The sequence below is a fragment of the Prosthecobacter sp. genome, assembly GCF_044378005.1.
Taxonomy (GTDB): Bacteria; Verrucomicrobiota; Verrucomicrobiia; order Verrucomicrobiales; family Verrucomicrobiaceae; genus Prosthecobacter.
In genome coordinates, this window is the sequence record NZ_JBILYB010000048.1 from 1 (window position 1) to 21581 (window position 21581).

At 58.6% G+C, this 21581-nt stretch carries 19 protein-coding genes; 9 read left to right on the plus strand and 10 right to left on the minus strand.

Annotated features, from left to right (window positions below; genetic code table 11):
- The 3 genes from AC6FTP_RS11490 to AC6FTP_RS11500 form a co-directional block, all read left to right on the plus strand.
- On the plus strand, nucleotides 1–320 hold a 320-nt coding region (locus tag AC6FTP_RS11490), incomplete at its 5' end, for an IS66 family transposase (RefSeq protein WP_497207060.1).
- Nucleotides 321–374: 54 nt separating this feature from the next.
- Nucleotides 375–536: a hypothetical protein gene (locus AC6FTP_RS11495; RefSeq protein WP_497207061.1), complete on the plus strand. Its 162-nt coding sequence runs from the start codon at nucleotides 375–377 to the stop codon at nucleotides 534–536.
- A gap of 62 nt (nucleotides 537–598) precedes the next feature.
- Nucleotides 599–928: a cupin domain-containing protein gene (locus tag AC6FTP_RS11500; RefSeq protein WP_497207062.1), complete on the plus strand. Its 330-nt coding sequence runs from the start codon at nucleotides 599–601 to the stop codon at nucleotides 926–928.
- A gap of 14 nt (nucleotides 929–942) precedes the next feature.
- On the opposite strand, the gene AC6FTP_RS11505 is transcribed toward AC6FTP_RS11500, so the two are convergent.
- From AC6FTP_RS11505 to AC6FTP_RS11515, 3 genes are all read right to left on the minus strand, one after another.
- Entirely contained in the window at nucleotides 943–1881 is a 939-nt protein-coding gene (locus tag AC6FTP_RS11505; protein ID WP_497207063.1) for a class I SAM-dependent methyltransferase, read from the minus strand.
- Nucleotides 1882–1942: 61 nt separating this feature from the next.
- Entirely contained in the window at nucleotides 1943–4024 is a 2082-nt protein-coding gene (locus AC6FTP_RS11510) for an FAD-dependent oxidoreductase (RefSeq protein WP_497207064.1), read from the minus strand.
- Nucleotides 4025–4102: 78 nt separating this feature from the next.
- The gene (locus AC6FTP_RS11515) at nucleotides 4103–4390 is read right to left on the minus strand and encodes a GYF domain-containing protein (protein ID WP_497207065.1); all 288 of its coding nucleotides are present in this window, start codon (nucleotides 4388–4390) and stop codon (nucleotides 4103–4105) included.
- A 204-nt stretch (nucleotides 4391–4594) separates the two neighbouring features.
- Between AC6FTP_RS11515 and AC6FTP_RS11520 the strand changes: the two genes are divergently transcribed.
- Entirely contained in the window at nucleotides 4595–6841 is a 2247-nt protein-coding gene (locus tag AC6FTP_RS11520) for a M48 family metalloprotease (protein WP_497207066.1), read from the plus strand.
- Nucleotides 6842–7053: 212 nt separating this feature from the next.
- Entirely contained in the window at nucleotides 7054–7854 is an 801-nt protein-coding gene (locus AC6FTP_RS11525; protein ID WP_497207067.1) for a sterol desaturase family protein, read from the plus strand.
- A gap of 15 nt (nucleotides 7855–7869) precedes the next feature.
- Here AC6FTP_RS11525 and AC6FTP_RS11530 read toward each other — a convergent pair whose 3' ends face one another.
- Nucleotides 7870–8358 carry a peptidoglycan endopeptidase gene (locus AC6FTP_RS11530; protein WP_497207068.1) on the minus strand — a complete coding sequence of 163 codons (489 nt, stop codon included), beginning with the start codon at nucleotides 8356–8358 and terminating at the stop codon, nucleotides 7870–7872.
- Between the two features lie 293 nt (nucleotides 8359–8651).
- On the opposite strand from AC6FTP_RS11530, the gene bioB reads away from it, so the two are divergent.
- Together bioB and AC6FTP_RS11540 are read left to right on the plus strand one after the other, a co-directional pair.
- Entirely contained in the window at nucleotides 8652–9698 is a 1047-nt protein-coding gene (bioB, locus tag AC6FTP_RS11535) for a biotin synthase BioB (RefSeq protein ID WP_497207069.1), read from the plus strand.
- A 71-nt stretch (nucleotides 9699–9769) separates the two neighbouring features.
- Complete coding sequence (locus AC6FTP_RS11540; RefSeq protein ID WP_497207070.1) at nucleotides 9770–11887, plus strand: prenyltransferase/squalene oxidase repeat-containing protein; 2118 nt, start codon at nucleotides 9770–9772, stop codon at nucleotides 11885–11887.
- A gap of 73 nt (nucleotides 11888–11960) precedes the next feature.
- On the opposite strand, the gene AC6FTP_RS11545 is transcribed toward AC6FTP_RS11540, so the two are convergent.
- The 4 genes from AC6FTP_RS11545 to AC6FTP_RS11560 form a co-directional block, all read right to left on the minus strand.
- Nucleotides 11961–12230, minus strand: a complete 270-nt coding sequence (locus AC6FTP_RS11545; RefSeq protein WP_497207097.1) for an HPr family phosphocarrier protein — start codon at nucleotides 12228–12230, stop codon at nucleotides 11961–11963.
- Nucleotides 12231–12263: 33 nt separating this feature from the next.
- Complete coding sequence (hprK, locus tag AC6FTP_RS11550) at nucleotides 12264–13232, minus strand: HPr(Ser) kinase/phosphatase (RefSeq protein ID WP_497207071.1); 969 nt, start codon at nucleotides 13230–13232, stop codon at nucleotides 12264–12266.
- Nucleotides 13233–13253: 21 nt separating this feature from the next.
- Nucleotides 13254–14498, minus strand: a complete 1245-nt coding sequence (locus AC6FTP_RS11555) for a 4-hydroxy-3-methylbut-2-enyl diphosphate reductase (protein ID WP_497207072.1) — start codon at nucleotides 14496–14498, stop codon at nucleotides 13254–13256.
- A 78-nt stretch (nucleotides 14499–14576) separates the two neighbouring features.
- Nucleotides 14577–15197, minus strand: a complete 621-nt coding sequence (locus AC6FTP_RS11560) for a L,D-transpeptidase (protein ID WP_497207073.1) — start codon at nucleotides 15195–15197, stop codon at nucleotides 14577–14579.
- A 320-nt stretch (nucleotides 15198–15517) separates the two neighbouring features.
- On the opposite strand from AC6FTP_RS11560, the gene AC6FTP_RS11565 reads away from it, so the two are divergent.
- Nucleotides 15518–16960 (plus strand): 3-keto-disaccharide hydrolase, encoded by a 1443-nt coding sequence (locus tag AC6FTP_RS11565; RefSeq protein ID WP_497207074.1) that lies wholly within the window; start codon nucleotides 15518–15520, stop codon nucleotides 16958–16960.
- Nucleotides 16961–17080: 120 nt separating this feature from the next.
- Nucleotides 17081–18115, plus strand: a complete 1035-nt coding sequence (locus AC6FTP_RS11570; protein ID WP_497207075.1) for a sialidase family protein — start codon at nucleotides 17081–17083, stop codon at nucleotides 18113–18115.
- A gap of 2 nt (nucleotides 18116–18117) precedes the next feature.
- Here AC6FTP_RS11570 and AC6FTP_RS11575 read toward each other — a convergent pair whose 3' ends face one another.
- Nucleotides 18118–18849: a uracil-DNA glycosylase family protein gene (locus AC6FTP_RS11575; RefSeq protein ID WP_497207076.1), complete on the minus strand. Its 732-nt coding sequence runs from the start codon at nucleotides 18847–18849 to the stop codon at nucleotides 18118–18120.
- A gap of 265 nt (nucleotides 18850–19114) precedes the next feature.
- A complete protein-coding gene (locus tag AC6FTP_RS11580; protein WP_497207077.1) occupies nucleotides 19115–21565 on the minus strand; it encodes an ATP-binding protein in 2451 nt (816 codons plus the stop codon).
- Between the last annotated feature and the right edge of the window lie 16 nt (nucleotides 21566–21581).

A 21581-nucleotide genomic window follows, 5' to 3' on the forward strand; every position in this document is an offset into this window, starting at 1 on the left:
TGACGATGTGGCCCATGCTCACCGTCTATCTCGAAGACGGTCGAGTCGAGATCGACAACAACCCCGTGGAGAACGCCATCCGGCCAACTGCCATCGGCAAGAAAAACTGGCTGTTCATTGGCGAGACCGAAGCCGGACAACGCAGCGCCATCCTCTTCACGATCATCGAAGCCTGCCGCAGCCGCAGCATCGACCCGCAAACCTACCTGCGCGAAGTCCTCACCTGTCTGCCGACGCTGACAAACAAGCAGGTCAAGGACGTAACACCCGCAGCCTGGGCCAAGACCCGGCGGATCGACGGTCAGCGGAAAGCGGCATAGTTGTCGAAACCAAAAGGCAAGCTTAGACCGAGGGCACTCGGCGCACCGCTAACGATGAAATCTCGGATGGAGAAGCATCCTGAACTGACTCAGGAACAAAACTCGGACTACGCTCAAAAGGTCTTCGCCAAGCTCAAGGCGACCGAACCATCCAGCTCCAGCAACGCGAAGCCGCCGAAGACCGGCAAACCGCCCAAGAAGAAGCAGGGAACCTGATTGGGGAATGCAGGCTTGCGCAGGCTTGCCCCAGAGGTGAAACCATCGTTACTTCTCCCCGCATGTTTCCCTTTACCACCATCGCCGAGGACAAGTCGTGGCAGCCGGGCCCCTATGCCGGAGTCGAACTGAAGATCCTGCACAAAAACGAGCAGACGGGAGGTGTGGTGGTGCTGCGGAAGTTTGCCGCAGGCCATACCATCCCTGAGCACACTCATCCGCTCGCCAACGAATGGGCCTGGGTGCTTTCCGGCGAGTGGGAGGAAAGCGGTGTCACCTACACTCCCGGCACTCTTTTCTTTGCGCCCAAAGGCGTGGCTCATGGCCCGCATGTCGCGAAAACGGAGGTCATCAGCCTCACCACCTTTGACGGACCCCTGACGGTGGCGTGACGGGCGGATGCAGATCACCGGACCATCATCCACACCGTGCTGGCACCGTGGCCTGCGGGGAAATCCACGGCCGGGGTCAGCCGGGTGTATTGAGTGGTGCGGCGCTTGATCTTCGCACAGGCTCGCGCCTGACGTTCTAGGGATGTGGTGTCGATCTTCGTGCAGTTGGTGGAGAGCAGGATCGCACACTTCGGTCCCGCCAGCTCCAGTGCGGCGAGCATCAGATCTTCGAAATGCTGCTCGATTTGCCAAAGCCTGCCCTGATTGCCGCGCGAAAAGGTCGGTGGGTCGAGGATGATGGCATCGAAGCGCTCGCCGCGATGGCCGAGCTTCGGCAGCAACTCCAATGTATCATCAGCGATGAACCGATGGCCGGTCTCCGCGATGCCATTGAGCGCGAAGTTTTGTTTGCCACGATCCAGTGACTTCCGGGACAGATCCACGCTCATGGTCTCCGCCCCATTGAGCCCGGCGACCACGCTGAAACTGCAGGTGTAGGCGAAGGTGTTCAGCAGCCGCTTCGGCCGCAGCGCCTGGAGCTTGGCGCGGTTGGCGCGCTGATCCAGAAACAGCCCGTGGCTGTAGCCGGTGCCGAAATCCAAACCATATCGAATCCCAGCCTCTGTCACCACCGTCGTGATCGGCAAGGTGGCATCTCCCGAGCGTAGAACCGGAGAGATGCGCTCATCATTCTTCAGCGGCAGGAACCGTGTAAACACACGCTTCGGGGTCCACTGCGCCGATGCATTCCACACCTCCAAGCCCGCCGCCAATTCCTGCAAGGCGACATCATTCTTGTAGGAGATCATCGCGTCATCGCCCAACCGCTCCACCCAGCCATCGGAACCGGAGGCGATCCGATGCGCTGTGGTGCCTGCCGATTCAAAGGTCGTACGCTCTGCGGGTGAAATCCAAATGACGGGTAGTACAGGGGGGCGGCGGGAGGGGGACAAATTCACAAGTTGAGCCTGCCGCAGTAGCTCGATGGGAGCAACCTCCCATGCGGGTCTGGTTTCACTCCGCCACAAACTGCACCGCGTCGATAATGACGTGGCCGGTGGTGCCTTCGTTACTGATCTGGACGTAGCCGGATTTACCCGCTTCAAAGCGAAAACTGCCGAGCGGGTGGAAGTTGTCTTTGCCGGCAGGTTTCTTCTTTTGGTTCACGACCACGATGCTCTCGCCATCGGCATGAAACACGGTGACGGGCACATTGCTTGCGCGATTGGCGAGGGCTCCGTAGCTGATCGCCACGCTGTACTTGCCTGCCTTTGGCAAAGTGGGAGTGAACTTGGCCTTCTGCTCACCTTTAAGGAAGTCACCATCATGACGGTAGCCGCGCTCGACGAAGCCCCCGGTGGTGTGGCCTTCGGACTCGAAGCCGGTGAGCTCGGCCTCACTGTCATCGACAATGACGCCTTTGAGGTCCGCCTTCTTGATGGAGTGGACGGCGGGGGCGGGCGGAGACTCGAAGTCGAGCATCTGACCATCTTTGAGCATCTGCTCCTTGAGCTTGGCGTAGTCGATGCCCTGGACAGTGGTGCCCTGCTGAATGGCATGGACGGCGGCGGTGGCGGCGCTCTGGCCGAGCACCATGAAGACGGGCTCCATGCGGATGCTGCCGTAGGCGATATGGCTGGCGCTCAGACAGACGGGCACGAGGAGGTTGGTGCATTCGGCGGCCTTTGGGCGGATGCTACGATAGCTCACAGGATACGGGCGGCTGCCCACCTGGACGTCGCCTTCGTTGCGGACGAAGCCTTCTTTGGTGACGAAGCGCTGGATGTTGTGGGAGTCCATGTTGTAAGCACCCATGCCAACGCTGTCTTCCACGATTTCGAGCCGCTTGCAGTTCTTCTCCGTCATGACGTAGTCGCCGATCATGCGGCGGGCTTCGCGGACGTAGAGCTGGCGGGGCCAGTTGCCGTTGTCGAGGAACTCATCTTTGGCGAGGCCGAGCTTCTGGAAGGCGGTGCGGATCTTTTCAGGCACGCGGGGATGGTGGGCGTAGGTCCACATGAGGCCTTTTTGCCAGTCTTCATGCGCCTGCCAAATCTTTGCACGAGTCGCGTAGTCAGCCTCGGGGTAGTCCCAGTTTTGGCCGATGAAGTCGGTGCTGACGGCGAAGTTGTTGTTGGTGTCGGTCTTGCGATTCGGCATCCAGCTCGGAGCCCAGGAGATACGCATGTCTCCGGCTTCGACGTTTCGGAGGGCGAGCTCGAACCAACGTTCGTCGTAGTTCGCGGGCTTTTCCCAGTCGCGGCGGTTCTCTGGCACGTCGGTGGTGCACATGCGGAAGTTGTAGGCCTGGACTTTTTTGTCGCCGCTGAATTCCTCGCCGGGGTCTTTTTCAATGCCTGGCAGGAGCCCGCTACTGGGGTCGCCAGGCTTCACATAGGGATCAACGTTTTTGACGAACTGATGGTGGATGGTGTGGGCGACTTGCACGCCGTTGATCTGCTCACCATAGACGCTGTTGGCCTCGCGTCCGACGTGGTAGCCGACGCCTGCTTTGGCCATGAGATCGCCCTCGTAGGTGGCGTCGATGAACATGGGCGCGGAGAACTCGCGCCCGCTTTCCATGAGGATCTTCGTGATCTTGGCGCCGTCCTTGACGACGCCTTTTTTCAAATCCAAGCGCTCGCTGAAGACGACGGTGACTTTGCCGTCCGCCGCTTTGAGCATGGCGTCGTAGATTTCCGAGGCCGCGTGGGGCTCGAAGGTCCACATGGTGGTCTCCTCACCCGAGTTGCCATGATGCTTTTTGGCGAAGTAGTCCTCGCGGGTCTGCTGCTTCCACTTCGCAGGGTCGCTGTAATAGCGATGCACGTTGGCATAAAACTCCCGCGACATGCCGCCGATGGCTTTTTTGTTGCCGATGTCGGTGGCCCCGAGTCCACCGGTGGTAAGGCCACCGAGGAACTTCGTGGGCTCGATCAGGATGGCAGTCCTGCCCATGCGAGCCGTCTGGATGGCCGCAGTGACTCCGCCGGAGGTGCCGCCGTAGATGACGACATCAGCAGAGTCTGCCGCCAGAAGCAGGCTGGGAACAGCGAGGAGTGAAAGAAAGACGGCGCGGGGCAGGGAAGGGATCATGGGCGTGGGAAAACCGCCGCATGAAGCCACGGTCTTTCAGCCACGCCAAGCCGGAAAGCTGCCAGAGAGAATTTAGGCCTACTTTTTGGCTTTTTTTACCGCAGCTTTTTTGGCGACGGGCGCAGGTGCAGCCACTGGAGCTGGAGCGGCCTTCTTCGCGGCTGGCTTCTTCGGTGCGGCGGGAGCCGGAGCTGGGGCCGGAGCGGTTTGCTTGGCGGCCCAGTCATTGACGTGGAGCCAATCACTGGTGCCTTCGGCACGCACGTAATCGGTGTCCTGAAGGAGGCCACGCTTGTGGAAGCTGATCATTTCTGCCGAAGGGAAGGGTCCGAATTCGACGAAGGCACGACTGAGGTAGTAGGTCATAGGTGATGGGGGGAGTTTGTTCGATAGCTGCATTGAAAATGCGCGCAACCTCTTCATTGCCAAGCAACTTTCCTGCCACTCTTGGTGAAGAACTGGTTACTGCGAAGGCACTGGGTGGTGAACCATTGCCGCCATCACTTTTAGGGCTTAGATTTATTGTAATTATATAAATATCCATTAACTTTGATGCCCTCTTGATCTCTCATGCCACCTGCTGACCCTTCTCCAACGCCTTCGCAGAAGCGCGTGCGCCTCATTCCGTGGCGCGGGCCGGTGCATTTTATCCTGCTCATGATGACCAGCAGCATCGCTCTGCTGCTGCCGATTTTGTATGGGATCGTTCTTTTGGTTTCAGGGGGCTGTCTCTGTCTGAGCGCCTATGACTGGACCCACCATCTGGCCTTTGCGGCTGCATTGAGCTGGCGGGATGCTCTGCCTTTGGGCTACCTTTGCGCGGGTGTGGTGACATGGATCTTCATGCTGCGCCCGCTTCTGCCACGCCCGCGTCCCCCAGGCGTGGCTTTGAAGATTACTTCAGCGAGTCAGCCGGGAATCTTTGCCCTGGTGGACGAACTGTGCTGGCATCTGCGACTGGCTCCCGTGGATGAGATCTGGCTGGACACGACCGTTAGCATTCGGACGTCCATCAAAAATGGTGTCATCGGCGTGAGCAGTGGGGAAATGAACCTTAATATCGGGCTGCCGGTGGTTTCGGTGACAAGCGCTCGCGAGTTCGCCGCTCTTCTGGTACGCGAACTCGCGATGAACGCTGGCGGCATCGGCACGACATTCAGCCATGTCGTGCGCGAGCTGGACGCCTGGTTCTACCGGGCGCTGCTGGAGCGCGATGCCTGGGAATATGATCTGGGAAAATCACGGGATAAGGAAACCGCCTTTCAGAAGCTCATCCGCAACATCACCTGGATTTGGATGGGGGTGGCGAAGCTGCCCTTTGCCTTGTTCTTTCTTCTGGCCAGAGTCATCAATGCGGCGGCACTGCTTCGTCTGCAATCGGGAGCAGATAAGGCGGCGGTCAATCTGATCGGACCCGAAGCCTGGAATGTTTTGGAATCGAAACTAGGCTTGCTCGAAGAAGCATGGGAGACCAGCAAGGCGGAAATCCGCCGGGGCATGACTCAGCACCGACTTCCTGAAAATCTCTCCCTGCTGCTCGCGCGCCATGTGGCACGAACTGCCCGTGATTTGAAAGCCCCGCCGGCAGCGGGCAAGCGCCAGTCGCCACCGCGCGGAGCCTCCATCGTGGCCGAGATGCCCAATGATGCTCCTGCAGCATCGCAATTCCGAAGCTTTGTGGACCTTTCCCGCCAGGTCACTTTCTTCTATTACCAACACGAACTTGGCCTGAATCTGCATGAGCACCGCATGGTCGCCGAGGAGGAGGTGCTGCATCAGACACGTCGGGAAAATGAGTCTCTCGTCGTCATCCGCCGCTACTTCGGTGGTCTCGCCCATCCTGAGCGCGCCATGTGTGGTCTGGGCAGTACTCCCGCCGTCTCTCCGGGCAAAGTTCAGCTTCAGAATGAGATCATGCGGGTGCGCGATGAGATGAAGGAATGGGGCAGCCGCCTGAAGCTGGCTCTCCAGGAATGGAACCTTGCCTGGCAGCGGCGGCGAGATCTGGAGGCGGCGGCCACGCTCAGCCTCGCTGGATTCTCCGTCTCGCGCATCCAATTTGGCACGGAGGATACCTCCCCGCAGTCTCTGAGGAATGAAGGGGCTCGCCAGCGCATGGTCATGGAGCACATCGAGACGGCGATCCAGGCCTACGAAGTGCGGATGGAGAGCCGCTTTGCCGCCGCGCTGGGACTGCTCTGGTGGAGCGCGCCGGAGGAACTCGACGAGAACCTCATCAACCGCCGAAACGATCTGCCACTCTGGTGCTCTGTGTATGAGAGCATGGCCGCAGCTCTGCCCAGCTTCCGCGAGTTGCTCACCACCTTCTTCGCCTTTCAGACTCTCGGTGCCAAATTTGCCAACCTCAATGACAACAGCACCTTCTTCTACGCCCTGCAGTCGGTCGTGCCAAAGATGAGCAATCTCGTCCGCCAGATCCTCGCCACCATGGACGGAGCACAGTATCCATTCACACCCTCCCGACGCCCCATTCCGCTCAACGATCATTTGCTCCAGGGCAAGCTACCCGAGACCAAGAACGTCTCGATGAATCCCGGCGAAACAGTGGACACACGCGCCCTGTGCGCGGAGATGGCCACCACTTCCGCCGAGGTCATTGCGCCATTCGTTGATCGTTTCCTCCAGCTCTATCACAAGTCCTATGCCTGGCTTGCTGAGTCTGCTGAGCGCACTGAAAACCATTTCCTCAGCCCCCTGAGCCTTGGGGCTGACATCGAACTGCTGATGCCCGAAGAATTTGCCAAGATGCGGGATACCCAGCCTCTGCGAACGCCCTCGCCACCGCGCCGGGAGTAGAAGCTCATCAGGTTTGAAAAAATAGGGTCTGGAAGTGTTACCCGGCCTGTGGTCGAGCCGTTCATTGGTTGCAAGAAGCCAAAGGATCAAGAATCGGCATCAAGGGCAAGGACTCCAGAAGCAGAAATAGCCAACCTTAAATAACATAAATGACGTTACATCATTAAGGAAAGTGTAGCCATTAAATCACGCTGTTAACGTTACTTTAACTTATGTCTCCCTCACTCAAAAACACCCTCATGGGGCTCGTGGTGCTGTCCGTTTTGTTCTTCATCATTGAGCGAGTGATCGGGAGGGTGCGAGGACCGTTGATCCGGCGCGGTTGGTGGACGGACGTGGCGTATTTCTTTTTCACCCCGTTCGTGACTCGGGTGTTTACGAAGTCTGTCTTCATCCTTCCAACCGCGTTTCTCGTCTGGTGTGGGGTGGCGAGTGTGGCAGATTTTCAAACCAAGGCCTATGCGGGCTTCGGCCCTATTTCACGCCAGCCCATCTGGCTCCAAGCGGTGGAGATTTATCTCCAAGCGGATTTTCTCGGCTACTGGAGTCACCGTCTGTTTCACCGGGGCAAGTGGTGGCCCTTCCATGCTGTGCATCACAGTTCCGAAGATCTGGACTGGCTGAGCAGCATCCGCGTGCATCCGGTGAATGACATGGTGAACAAATTCGTGCAGGCCATGCCTCTGCTGATGGCGGGCTTCAATCCCTGGGTGACGCTGAGCGCAGCTCCCTTCTTCACGCTGTATGCCATTTTCATCCATGCACGGCTGAACTGGGACTTCGGACCGCTGCGGGTGGTGATCGCCACGCCGGTGTTCCATCGCTGGCATCATAGTCGGCAAGCGGAGGCGATGGACAAGAACTTCGCCGGTCTCTTTCCCATCTGGGACATCCTCTTCGGCACCTATTACATGCCGAGAGGGAAAATGCCGGAGGACTTCGGAGTGTCAGGTGATTTCCCACAGGACATGCCACGCCAACTCTGGGAGCCGGTGCGCAATCTGTGGCGGTGAAGGTTAGCGTCGGCATTAAAGCCCGGAAGGATGTCGATTGATGAAGCCATTCGGGCTGCGTGGCTGCGCACGCCAGGCAGGGCCTGGTGAGGACTTCTTGTCTGTCGTGTCATAGCGGAGACCACAGACAGACATGAAAACATGGTTTCCAGGTTTGACGAATATACTCAGGAAACGGCCCGGGCCGGGGAGAGCGTAACTGGCAAAGCCTGAGGATGTCAGCGGGCGATCAAGCAGACCAGCACGGAAGAGAACATGGGAGATGGAGCCCGAGCAGTCGAAAGCTTCATCAAAGAGCACCTGATGACCGCCACCACGGACGTAAGGCTTGCCTTGGATCTCATTACAGAACCGGACCACGGCATGAATCAACGCAGGGTGCTCCGGCCGCGCCTGGGCATAGACACCATCAAAATACAGCGGCAAGATTCGAGGTTGCTGGTAATAATAAACAAGGCTGCCGCCAGTGATGCTGAGGGCGCTGGCGGAAAGTGCCTTCAGCATTTTTCTACGACCAAGGGGGGGCGTGGTCGCATTCAGGCCTGGAGATTCAGGGGTGAAGTTAGAGTTGGGTGAAGGGCTTTGGTCTTTCATTTTTTCCAAGAAGCCCATTAAGCTCATGAGATGTGGGTGATTTGTCTAGCCTAATGCCATCGGACATAGGTCTTACAATGCCCGCTTAAGCCTGCTGCGAAGGCTCATACATGGGGGCATCAAGTCTTGAATCGCACCGAAGCGGCCTTCGTCCTTGCCGCTGGAGACGTTCCGTGGCAGAAACGACACTTCACCGCCCCCGCATGAAATACGCCGACCTGCATCGCATCTACCACCAGCCGTTCTTTGACCTCCTGAAGCAGGCCCGTGCCGTTCATGAGGAGCATTGGACGAACAATGAAGTCCAGCTTTGCACGTTGCTCAGCATCAAGACCGGCGGCTGCAGCGAAGACTGCGGCTACTGCGCGCAGAGCGCCCGCTACACGACCGGCGTGCAGGCGGAGAAACTGATGCCGAGGGAGCAGGTGATCGAGCGCGCGCTGGCGGCCCGGGCGAATGGTTCGACCCGCTTTTGCATGGGCGCTGCATGGAAAGGGGTGCGTCTCGGCACCCAGAAGTTTGATCAGGTGCTCGATATCGTGCGCGATGTCTCGAAGCTCGGCATGGAAGTCTGCGTGACGCTCGGCGAACTCGGCTCGGAAGAAGCCCGCCTGCTCAAAGAAGCGGGCGTGACCGCCTACAATCACAATGTCGATACCTCCCCGGAGCACTATCCAAATATTGTCAGCACGCACACCTTTGAAGACCGCCTCCGCACGATCCGCCACGCGCAGGATGCGGGCATGTCTGTCTGTTGCGGTGGCATTCTCGGTCTCGGCGAAACGATTGATGACCGCCTGAAAATGCTGGAGGTGATCTCGAACTTCAATCCGCATCCCGAAAGCGTGCCGATCAATGCGCTCATGCCCATCCAAGGCACGCCGTTGGGAGATAACGAGGTCGTGGATTCCTTTGCCTTCATCCGCATGATCGCCGTGGCTCGCATCGCCATCCCTCGCGCTAAAGTCCGCCTGAGTGCTGGCCGCACGAATCTGAGCCGCGAAGCCCAGGCGCTGGCCTTCTTTGCCGGAGCAAACTCCATTTTCTACGGCGACAAGCTGCTCACCGCAGCCAATCCGCGTGCCAATGAAGACATGCGCCTCCTCCGTGACCTCGGTCTGAGCGCCCAGGCTCCGAATCCTTCGATGGAAGCTCCCGATGCTGATCAGGTCCGCCAACTTTCTCCTGCCCTCGAAGAAGAAGGTGCTGCCTGTGCCCTCGCGGGTTGTGGTGCGGGTTGTGGAGACTGAACTATTTTTCCAGCGACCCCAAGAAAGGCAACCATCGCCCGTCCCGCTCAAGGACGTATCCCATTCCCGCCATGTCTGACACCCCCGCCGTCCCAGGATCTCCTGAAGCTCCGACTCCACCGCCCCAACAGCCCGGTATGGCCACGCAGCCGATGGGTTACCCGCATGGTTATCCCATGCAGCCCGGCATGATGCCGCCTCAGGGCTACCCACAGCCGATGGGCTACCCTCCCGGCTATCCCATGCAGCCCGGCATGATGCCGCCCCAGGGTTACCCGCAACCGATGGGCTACCCTCCCGGCTATCCCCAGCCGATGGGCTATCCACAAGGCTACCCCCAGGGTTATCCGCAACCCGGCTATCCTCAGCAAGGTTACCCGCAGGGCTATCCCATGCCCATGCAGCCCGGCATGATGCCGCCTCCTCAGGGAATGCCGGTGCCTGCACCCACTGCTGCCCCTGTCCCAGTTGCTGCGCCAGCGCCAGCAGCCATCCCAGTTCCAGAAGTGGCTTCAGTTGCTGTCGCTGCGCCAGCACTCAATGCCGAGCCCGAGCCTGTGGTCCCAGCCATCGTTGAAGCCGAGCATCATGAAGAAGGTCACGTCTTCCATCCTCCCGGCTTCGTGCCCACGGAGACAAAGAAGGTCAATCCTATCGTCCAACTCTGGCGCAAGGTCGGTGGCGGCTCGCTTACCCTGAGCATCGCCATCCACGCAGGTATCCTCATCATCGGCGGAGCCATCGTCGTCAGCTCGCAAATGATCCAGAAACAGGTCGATTTCCTCCCTGGTGGTGGCAGTCAGCAGGGCGCTGCGGCCAGTGCAGAGATGAAGCACAAAGTGTCTCAGAAAAAGCGTACTTCCCTTAACAAGACGATGCCGATGAAGAAGATCGTCAGTACGAGCGCGAACTCCGCGATCACGCTGCCTGATGCTCCTCCAGACCTGCTGGATGTCCCTGATGTGAGCTCAATGCTCGGCGGCGGCTCCATGGGCAGCGGCGGCTTCGGTAAAAGCGGAGCCGGTGGCGGATTTGGCACAGGGGTCGGGATGGGCTCGATGCAGGGCTTTGTCAGTCTTCCGCCATCGATGAAGACACGTTGCTCTCCGCAGGAGCGATTGAAGAAACTGGCTGAAAGCGGTGGCTCACCTGAATGCGAGCGAGCCGTCTCCAACTCCCTCGAATGGCTCAAGACCAAGCAGAACCCAGATGGTTCCTGGGGTAGCAGCAACAAGGCGGCTATGACTGGAATGACGCTGCTGTGTTTCCTCGGCCGCTGCGAAACTCCCGATTCACCCTTCTACGGCGACAACGTGATGAAGGGCATCATGTACCTCATCGAGCTGTCCAAGAAGAACGAATACGGTGCCATCACCGAGGACTTTAAAGGCAATGCTGGAGCCTACGAGCACGGCATCGCCACCTATGCACTCGGCGAGATGTACACTTTGGCTCGTCTCGGGAACAAAGAACTTCCAGGCATGAAGGATGCCTTCGTGAAAGGCGTGGAGCTGATCATCAAGTGCCAGAACAAGGCAGATGCAGGGAAGGGGGAGGGCTCCTGGGATTATTATTCGAAAAACATCGCCGAAGGTAAGCCTACATCGAAGCGGGAAGACCTCTCTGTGGCGGGGTGGCAGTACCAGGCGCTCAAAGCCGCCAAATTCACCAGTCTGAAAATCGAAGGGTTGCACAGTGCCATCGACAAAACCTGCGACTACATCGAGCGCGTGCAGACGAAAGATGGCGGCTTCGGCGTGGCGAATCGTGACGCTCATTACAATCAGTGGAGCCTCAGTGGCGTGGGCATTCTCGGCCTGCAAACACTCGGCAAGGGCCGCACGGCCTCCATCAAAAAAGGCGTGGCTTTCCTGCATCGCTTCTTGGAGGCAGAGCCGCTGGACTGGCAGAAGAACTGCAATCTCTACTGCTGGTATTACTACACCCAGGCCTTCTTCCAGGCCGGCGGGGAAGAATGGAAGTTCTACAATCAGCAGTTCCTTCCGCAGATCCTGAACGCGCAAAATCCAGACGGCAGCTTCAAGGCAGGTCGTGCCAACTGGCCTTCCGGCAGTGACAATGGCAACCCAATCTATCGCCAAGTGCTCTGCACGCTCCAACTCGAAGTGTACTACCGCTACCTCAAGGTCGGTGACCGCGAGGAAGAGAGTTTCTTCGACCGCCAGTAATCATTCCTCATTTCATCGCGCGCATCTCGGTATCGGGATGCGCGCTTTTTGCGGCTGGCAGGGCAGGGGGGATCTATTCCACGTCCCCAAAGCCGGAATTCACCAACTCTTCGAGATCGGTCATGGCCTCCTGGGCGTCAGCTCCTTCAGTGGTGAGCTTGATGGATTCACCACGACCAGCCGCCAGCATCATGAGTCCCATAATGCTTTTGCCATTCACTGGCTCGTCGTCCTTCTCCACCCAGATGTCGCATTTGTATTTGCTGGCCCGTTTCACGAATTGCGCAGCGGGACGGGCATGGAGTCCCATCTTGTTGCGGATCGTGAGGTCTTTCGAGAGCATCATGTCGGATTGGTTGGCGCGTTGCGCTTATTATCAACCTAATTGATCCTGCGCCATCTTTTTTAACAGCCTTTGATCAAACTCCACCGCGCTGTTGTAGCCAAAGGTGCGCAATTTGTAATTCAAGGCGGCAAGTTCGATGAGTCCAGCCACGTCCCGTCCCGGAGCCACGGGTAGCTCCACCTGGGCGATGGCCTGGCCGAGCACGTCCATTGTTTTATCATCCTTGCCGATGCGCTCAAGATCTTCGGATTCCTTCACATGCACCAGCCGAACGATGAGGTCCAGACGCTTGCTCAAACGAACGCAACCGACACCGAAGAGTGCAGCCACATTGAGGATGCCAATCCCGCGAATTTCGATCATGCCACGCGTCACGTCCGGGGCTGTGCCGACGATTTCGCGATCTTCAATGTTCCGAAGCCGCACAGCGTCATCAGCCACGAGGCTGGCTCCACGCTGCAACAAACCGATCACGCTTTCGCTCTTGCCACTGCCGCTGTCGCCCTGAATCAGAACACCGATGCCCTGAACATCGACGAGGCAACCGTGGACGGTCTGGGTGGCGGCAAACGCTGCATCAAGCTTGATGGTCGCATTGTTCAGGAACTTCATCGTCAGCATGCTCGTCTGAAAGATGGAGATCCCGGCTTCATTGGCGATCTGGACCAGGTCTTCTGCGAGCCGATGCCCGCGCGCGACGATGAGGCAGGGAATCTCCCAGGAACAAAGCTGACTAAACCTTGCTGCCCGAAGCTTTGGCTCCAACGAATCAAGGAAGGACAATTCTGAGTTCCCGATGACCTGAACGCGCTTGTAGGCGAAGTAGGAAAAGAAGCCCGAAAGCGCCAGGCCGGGCCTGTTGACGGAGGGTTCGAGAATCTTCCGGGCGAAACCGACCTCTGAACCGACAACTTTGAGTTTCAGTGTCTTTTCATTCATCATGAAGAACTCTCCCACCGTGATCGAGGACGGGCGTTTAATTTTGGAAGGGGGGGGCATGACAAAATGAAATGACGAAACTTAAACGAGCCCAGCTGTGGCTCTCACCTCTTTCTCAGCCACTCCTCGCAGGCCAAAGATGCGCAGCAGGGTGTCTTCGATGAGATTGTTGGGGCAGGAGGCTCCGGCCGTGATGCCGATGGTGATCGGCGTGGTCGTGTCTGCCAGCTTGCCCGAGTAGCTGGTTTTCTCAGCTTTCAGATGCAGATCGAAATGCACGATCTGCTCCAAATTTGTCAGACACTCGGCAGTGCGGATGAAGAATGTGGGGAGCTGCTGTTCGCCGATCTCGACGAGGTGCGTGGTATTCGAGCTGTTGTAGCCACCCACGACGAGCAGCAAGTCCAGCGGCTGCTGCAGAAGGTGAAAGAGCCCGTCCTGGCGGTCCTGCGTGGCTCCGCAAATGGTGTCAAAGACCTGGAAATGGGCGCTGCTGCCACCATCGCGATCTTCGATAGCTTTTTGCAGCCGACGTTGGATCTCTTCCGTTTCGGACTTGAGCATCGTGGTCTGATTGGCCACACCAATGCTCTTGAGGTGGAGTTCGGGATCAAAGCCTGCCGAGCAGGCGCTGGCGGAGCTGAAGCGGTCCAGAAATGCCTGACGATCACCGCCTTTGCGGATGTAGTCACACACATAATCGACGTCCGCCAGCGTGAGGATCACGAGGTAATGTCCATTGCCATCATCACCGAGCGCACGAGAAGACGTGGCGCGGGTCTCCTCGTGGCTGGCTTTGCCATGAATGACGGAGGTATAGCCACCCTTCGCGTAGCCGCGAACGCGTTTCCAAACACTCATCACATCCCCGCAGGTAGTGTCCACAACCATGCAGCCGCGAGAGGAAATGAGCTTCATCAAGTCAGTCTCGGCACCGAAGGCTGGGACGATGACCACATCTTCGCTCGTGAGCTTGGACACCTCCTCTTCGTGCCTGCCAACCGGGATGCTGATGATGCCCATCTCAGAGAGTTGGCGGTTGACCTCGGGATTGTGGATGATCTCGCCGAGAAGAAAAACGCGCTTGTCTGCAAACACGCGGCGTGCGGCATAAGCAAGGTCGATGGCACGCTCGACACCGTAGCAAAAGCCAAACTCGCGGGCCAGGCGCACGGTGGTCTTACCAATCTGAATCACGCTGCCATGGGCGCGGATGGTCTCGACGAGGGGACTGCGGTAATGTGTCTCCACTTCCGCCTGCACACGCTCCATGACTTCCGGAGTGCGGACATTGACTCGGCGGGCGGCGGGGGCTGCGGTGGACATGGGTAGATGATGTGGGTTGAAAAAAGGGAGAGACAGGTTGTCCCTGTTCTCCCTCAGTGTTGCAAGAGAGGCTGAAAGTTACTTCTTAAAGAGGGTGCCGGCTTCGGCATCTCTGAAGAACTTGTCACTCATCAAATAGGAACGGTCGGGATTTGGCAGAGGACCGTCATCGATCACCGGAAGTGTTTTGCCAACCGTATTGTCCTCGGGATGAGAACTGGCGATGATGAGAGGGGTTCCAACCTTGGTCATCGAGAAGATTTTGACCGCTGATTTCGCGGGCAATCGGATGCAGCCACGGGTGCATGGGTAGGGCTTCACAAACCCCCAGTGCATACCATAAGCCGACTTCCACTCCTGCCAATAGGCCATGGGGTAGCCACGGTCCGGCTCACTCTGACGACGGCGATGTGCCTCTTTGTGCTGAATACGATAGGTGCCGGAGCCCGTACTTCCGCCAGTACCCACAGAGCAGGGGGTGGCGAGCAAGACCTTGTCTCCCTCGACGACATAGACACGCTGCGCCCCTGTGCTGACTTTGACTTTTACTGCCGAGATGTTTTTCGGAGCAGTCGCGGGCGGGTCAAACTCATGGCCATATATATGGCGGCCACGTGTAGTCTTACAACTGCTCATGGACGCAGCGACGATGATGAGCGCGGCAGCCTGAATGAAACGATGGAGAGTAGGGGAATTCATGGGGCTTCAGAGGTAGCACGCACACCCATCGTCTCCACCGTTTTTCTTGGATGCGTATTCAAGATGTTAGACAGCAATCAACTGAGAGGTCTCTTCAAAGACCTCCAGCGCAGCTTGGTCACCACCACACTTACCTTTACATACATTGTGAGTAGATATAAAGAGTTCAATTGATGCGAGATGGAGATGGTTTTTGGGATGGGTAAAAATGGAGTGACCCTGCTGTCGGAGCCCTTGTCCTGAAAATACGCAAAGACAGCGTTCCCAAACGGGCCACCGCTGAAAGATCAAGTGCTACGACTCCGACTCTTCCGTCCATCATGAAATCACCTGCTTTTTGCACACTCGCTTTGCTGGCTGGCCTTGTCGCCACGGCTTCGGCTGAAAACAATGTCCCGCCAGAAGGCTTCACACCGCTCTTCAATGGCAAGGACCTCTCCGGCTGGTATGGCTGGGGCACCCAGGATCCCACGGACCTCTGGAAGATGACGCCTGAGGAAAAGGCGGATTACAAAAAGAAGTCCGTCGAAGGCGGCATCAAGGACGCCAAAGGCAATGACAAAGGCGACCACATCAACGCCCACTGGAAAGTCGAGGACGGCGAACTCGTCAATGACGGCAAAGGCCTCTACCTCACCACCGACAAGGACTACGGCGACTTCGAACTCATGGTCGATTACAAGATGCTCCCGCTCGGTGACAGTGGCATCTACCTCCGCGGTATCCCGCAGGTCCAGATCTGGGATTTCACGGAAGAGGCTAAGTTTAAGCTCGGTGCCGACAAGGGCTCCGGCAGCCTTTGGAACAACAAGAACGAAGAGGGTAAATACCCCCTTAAGCTCATGGATAAGCCTTTCGGTCAGTGGAACGTCTTCCACATCAAGATGATCGGCGAGCGCGTGACCGTGAAACTCAATGGCGAAGTCGTCGTGAACAATGCCCCGCTGGAAAACTTCTTTGCCAACAAAAAGGCAGGCTTCCTAGCCTACGGCAAAAAAGACGAGAAGGCCAAAGACAAGCCCGCTGAAAAACTCCCGAACGGCTGGATGCAGGATCCCGCCTTTGCCAAAGGCCCCATCCAACTCCAGACCCACGGCAGCGAGATCCGCTGGCGCAATGTCTTCATCCGCGAGATAAGCGGTGAAGAAGCCAATAAAGCACTCGCCGCCCGCGATGCCGATGGCTTCGTGGAGCAGATCAATGGCAAAGACCTGAGCAACTGGCAGGGCGCAGTTGAGAACTACGAAGTTATCGATGGTGCTGTCGTCTGCAAACAGGGCAAAGGCGGCGATCTGCTGACCAAAGAAGAATTCGAAAACGGCATCATCCGTGTCGAATTCAAGCTGCCGAAAGCTGGCAACAACGGCATCGCCCTGCGCACACCGATTGATGGTCACTCCTCAAAAGACGGCCTCGAACTCCAGGTTATCGATAGCGACGGCTACAACGAAAAGATGGCCGCCGCAGGCAAAGGCGGCCTCAAGCCTGAGCAGTATCATGGCTCCCTCTACCACTGCGTCGGTGCTAAGCACGGCTACCTCCGCCCCGTGGGTGAGTGGAACTTCCAAGAGATCGAAGTCCAGGGCCAGCGCATCAAAGTCACACTCAATGGCACCAAGATTCTCGACGTGGACATCAGCACCTTCGACCGCAGCCAGATCGCCCACCCGCCGAAGGGACTCGATCACACGAAAGGCTTCATCGGCTTCGCCGGACACAGCGACCCCGTCGCTTTCCGCAGCTTCAAGGTGAAGAAGTGGTAAGCGGCTGATCGACCTGATCGACTCCGAAGCGTGGTGCGTGCCTGTCATGCACCACGCTTTTTCTTGCCCCATCATCCAGACTTGCTCTCCCGAATGCCTCTTCGTAAAACTCCACCCGCCATGAAATCCCCCCTCGCCGCCTTTTTGAGCCTGCTCCTCGGAACCGCCAGCCTCTTCGCCCAGCAGCAGGCGGAGATCGTCTCCGTCCAAAAAATCTGGGACAAGGGCAAGCACAACGCTTTCACCGATCTCGCACGCTTCCAAAACCTCTTCTACTGCTGCTTCCGCGAGGCTGATGACCACGTCGGTGGCAATGGCAAGATCCGCATCATGATTTCCTCCACCGGCGAGACCTGGGTGAACTACGCCGAGATCGCCGAAGCAGGCACCGACCTGCGCGATCCAAAGCTCGAAGTCTCCCCCGATGGCAAGCGCCTCTTTCTCTTCTGCGGTGGTTCGCTTTACGGCGGCGCCAAGGACCTCAAAGGCCGCCGTCCACGCTACTCCACGACCACGGATGGCAAGGTCTGGACACCTACCCAAAAGTTGCTCGCCGAAGGTGACTGGCTCTGGCGCGCTGTCTTGAATCCCGCCGACAAAAAATTCTACGGCGTCTCCTACAACACCTACCCCACCACTGGCGGTCCCAAGCCCGAACCCGAGTGGTCGCTCAAATCCTACACCAGCAATGACGGCTCCGTCTGGCAGCTCTCCTCGCTCATGCAAGTCACCGGACAGCCGAATGAAACCACCATGCGCTTCCTCAAAGATGGCACCGCTCTCGCACTCGTCCGCCGCGAGGCCGCTGACAAGCTCGGCTACATCGGCAGCGCCACTGCTCCCTATCGTGAATGGAAGTGGACCCCCCTTCCCTTCGTCGTTCAGGGCCAGAACTTCATCCAGCTCCCCGATGGTTCACTCATCGCCGGATCACGCGGACGTGGTGCCACTCCCGGTGCCCACATGGTGCTTTTCAAAATGACGCCTACCTCGCTGGAGCCCCTCATCGAGCTGCCGAGCGGTGGTGATTGCAGCTATCCAGGCATGGTCTGGCACGACAAGCATCTCTGGGTCAGCTATTATTCATCCCACGAAGGCAAGACCAGCATCTACATGGCCAAGCTGCGCCTGCCCTGGGTGAAGGAAGCCGAGTAAAACTACTCGCTCCATACTCCGAGCTTCACGAACTGCTTCGTCGCCGCACCCGCCCAGTCCCGATTCGCCGCTGGGCTTGCCGGACTCGGATGCAGCACTCGCCCGACTTTGAAATCGCCCTTCATCGCCTCACGGGCACGATTCGCTCGCTCTTCAGCAAAGGCACCCACACCGATCACCCACTCCGGCTCCAGTGCGGCGATCACCGCGCGAAGATGGGCATCGCAGTGCTCTTCCATCGCCGTCGTTTCCTCCACGGGCAGCTTGTCCGGCGTGCGATTACGTCCGCTGTCCTCCATAAACACCAGCGGGCAGTAATTCGCCACGAAGTGATCTTTAAAAAAGGCCTCCGCCGTGCCAAAACGCTGCGCAAAGAGGCCCCACAAGCGACGCCCACTCACCTCCGAGTTCGGGCAATCAAAGCCCACCACACGCCGCTTCGGATGCTCATGCTCCGGCTTGCCCACCGGCTCGCAAATGCCCATCCAGTCTCGAACCGCCGCGATCTCGCCAAACGGCACCCCCGTCTGCGTCATCCCAAACGGCCCCGGATTCATCCCCACCATCACCACCTTCTTCTTCGTGCCACCAAAGCGCGTCAGATAAGCCTCGTGCGGTGCCCAGGCATACTCCAGCGGATTATAAACAAACTCCGTCGGCGGCGCGAAGCGAAGTGGACGCAGTGCTTCGCGAAGGTTTTTGGAGGCGGCGATGAGAGCGGGGGAAGTGAACACGATGGATGGTTTGTGAACCATTCGCAGCGTTCACGCAAGACAGTGATCGCACTCCTGCCCGCACGAAAGTCGCGACAGCGTTTTGGAGTGCGGCGGCAGAACCCCGGAGGGGTGACGACGCCGCTTTCGTCGGAGCGTCGGATTTCGAGCGTCGTGGGCAGCGCCGAAAGCGGTGTGGCGCTTCGCTTCCCACCGCACTTCCACGACGCTCCCGCGACTTCGACGCGCTCCCAAATGACGCAGCATTCGTCATTCGGATTTCAACTCACGCCCACGCCTTCCGTAGCTCCCCACCCACGCGCTCATGCGGCAGCCAGAGGATGCCGATGGCGTCGGGTTGGATGCGGGTTTTGGTGGGGGTGAGTTTGAAGGTCTCGAGCGCGATGGTGGTGGGATCGTATTGGTCGCGGAGCTTCTGGGTTTCGTCTTCGACGGTTTTGTTCAGGTCTTCCATCTCCTGATGCAAAGCCACCAACTCGGCTTCGGCGGCAGCGGCTTCTTGGCCTTCGCGCATGACGCGGCTGGCGCTGGTGACGGTGCTGCCTTTCACGATGCTGCCGAGTCCTCCTTTTCTTCCGAAAAAGGCCCCTAGGATGCTGGAACCGATACTCACGGCGGCGGAGAGTTTGGCGCTGCTGGCCTGCTGCTTCTGCGTGTCCACTTTGAGCTGGGCTTTCGTGGCTTTGGCTTCGAGGGACTTCACGGTCTTGGCCGCTCTTTCGCGCAGTTCTTCGATGGCTTTGTCGCGGAGCTCACGCGCGGTTTGGGTGATGCGGGCTTTGAACTCATCCACCTTCTCACCGGGGTTCGAGTAGGCCTCCAGCAGCGGGCTGTAGCTGACTTCGAGGAAGTGATTCGCATACACCCAGTCGGTGTAGTCTTTCTTGATGCTGGTGTAGGTGCTGGACTTCTGCGCGGCTCCTGGCAGTTCGGCGAATTCGGCACCGTCCTCCGGTGAAAGACTCCATTTGGTGAGATCGACATCGCGGGGGATGTCCACGAACTTGTCCCAGATCACGCGCTGGCCGTTCGTGTCGATGGGGTTCACCAGCGTGACTCGGCTGGTGCCGTCGATCTTGCGTTTGGCGTCGTCGAAGTTCACCACGGCACTGCGCAGGATGGCGGGGACGTAGCAGAGCGCGTCGGGGCTGACATCGCTGGCAATGAAGTACTCGGCGGTGCCTTCGGGGAGCTTTGGTTTGATGGTGTTGCGGTCTGCTGTTGGCGCAGCGGTGGCTCCAGGTGGCAGGAAGCCATCGTCCTCGGCGGTTGCTGCGCTCTTCTTGGCAGGGCGGATGGGATCCATCAAACGCTTCACCTGATCCTTCGCCAGCGGGCCGCTCAGGTAGCTCATGATCCAGCGGACGTGGAAGATGCATGGGCCGTCCTCGTGGACGTTGTTCATGAGGAAGACTCGGTTGCCGAGGCCGGACATGGCGGTCTCCATTTCTCCGCGCTCAAACTTGCCGCCGCTCGTGCTGACCGCGCCTTCGAGACCGTCGAGCAGGCGTGCTTTGTCGCGCTCGGTTTGCAGGCGGCCGATCCACCAGGTGCCGATGTTTGCCAGCGCCTTGTAGTCGAGATCCACCGGGTTCTGCGTGGCGAGCAACATGCCGAGGCCGAAGGCGCGCGCTTGCTTCAAGAGGATCATCATCGGCTTCTTCGAGGGCGGCATGGCGGAGGGCGGCAGGTAGCCGTAGATCTCGTCCATGTAGAAGAGGGCGCGGAGGGAAGTGGTGCCCTGCTGAGCGCGCATCCAGCCGAGCAGTTGGTTTAGCAGGAGCGACACGAAGAACATGCGCTCGCTGTCGCTCAGATGCGCGATGTTAAAGATGGTCACGCGTGGCTTGCCGGACTCGGTGTAGTACATGCGCTGGATGTTCAGCGGCTCGCCTTCCAGCCACGATGCGAAGCCGGGCGAGGCAATGAGGTTGTTCAGCTTCATCGCCAGCGCGGTGCGTTTGGCCTCGGGCATGAAGCTGTCGATATCGACGACACCGACCTTGCGGATCGGCGGCTGCTGGATGTGCCGGACGAGGTTTTCCAGTGTCACGTTCTGGCCCTTTTTCCAGCAATGGGCGACGATGTTGCTCATCAGGATGTGCTCGGGCGACTGCACGGGATCGGCGTCGATGTCCATGAGGCCGAGCATGGAGGAGACGGTGCTCTCGATGCGGTCTGCCAGCGTCTCCGCATCGTCCATGACCTCCACGGGCGGGCAGTCGAGCGAGCTGAGGATGGACACGGGCAGGCCCGCATTGCTGCCAGGCGTGTAGATGGCCATATCCACCGTCTCGCGTAGCTTCGCGATGCGGGCGGCGCTTTGGCCCCAGTCGCTGAGGCCCTTTTGCCAGGTCTCGGACTGCTGCTTCGCAAAATCATCCACGCTGAGGCCCTTGCGGCGCGCATCGTCGGCATTCACCCAGGGCTTAAATTCCTCCGCACTCAGGTTTGGGAAAGTGAGCAGCGCATTGCCGATGTCACCCTTCGGATCAATGGCGATGAGCGGGATGCCATCCATGGCCGCCTCTTCTAGCAGCGCAAGGCAGAGGCCCGTCTTGCCCGAGCCCGTCATGCCCAAAACGACGCCATGAGTGACGAGGTCCTTCGAGTCATACATGATGAGATCGTCCTGGAGCTGTTTTGTTTCGAGGTCGTAGCCGCGTCCGAGGTAAAAGGCACCGAGCTTTTCGTATTGGTCAGGGGAGATGATCATGGCGGATTCAGGATAA